Source organism: Mesorhizobium sp. M7A.F.Ca.CA.002.04.1.1, from assembly GCF_004022805.1.
Classification (GTDB): Bacteria; Pseudomonadota; Alphaproteobacteria; order Rhizobiales; family Rhizobiaceae; genus Mesorhizobium; species Mesorhizobium ciceri.
In genome coordinates this window covers 1-450 of sequence record NZ_RZPL01001318.1, presented here as the reverse complement: position 1 = coordinate 450, position 450 = coordinate 1, and the positions used below count along the sequence as shown (strand labels likewise).

The 450-nt window shown below is 59.8% G+C and carries 1 protein-coding gene; it reads right to left on the bottom strand.

Annotated features, from left to right (window positions below):
- Positions 1 to 86 precede the first annotated feature (86 nt).
- The coding region (locus ENZ75_RS33990) for an ATP-binding cassette domain-containing protein (protein WP_164888291.1) at positions 87 to 450 on the bottom strand (364 nt) is incomplete at its 5' end.

Sequence of the window (450 nt, the reverse complement as noted above, 5' to 3'; positions counted from 1 at the left end):
GAGCAGAACCAGCAGCGCCAATAGCGTCAGCCCGAACAGGACATTATAGTTGCGCTTCGGTTTTTCGACGGCGATCGCCTCGGTGCTCATATCTGTCCTCCCAACTTTTCTTGTTTCTCGGCGAGCGCCTGAGTGAGAATATCCTCGTGGCTGGCGGCGTGAAAACCGTGCGTCGCCACCAGTTTGCCGCGCCGGAACACATGCAGCGTATCGGCGAGTTCATAGACTTCCGGCAGATAGGACGAGATCAGGATGATGCCGGCGCCCTTTGACAAAAGCGCGCCGAACAGGCGGTAGATCTCGGCCTTGGTGCCGACATCGACGCCGACGGTCGGTTCGTCGAAGATGAACAGCTTGGCGCCGTGCGCCAGCCATTTGCCGATGACGATCTTCTGCTGGTTGCCGCCCGACAGGCTGGATGCCAGCGCGCCACGTGTCGGTGTCTTGATG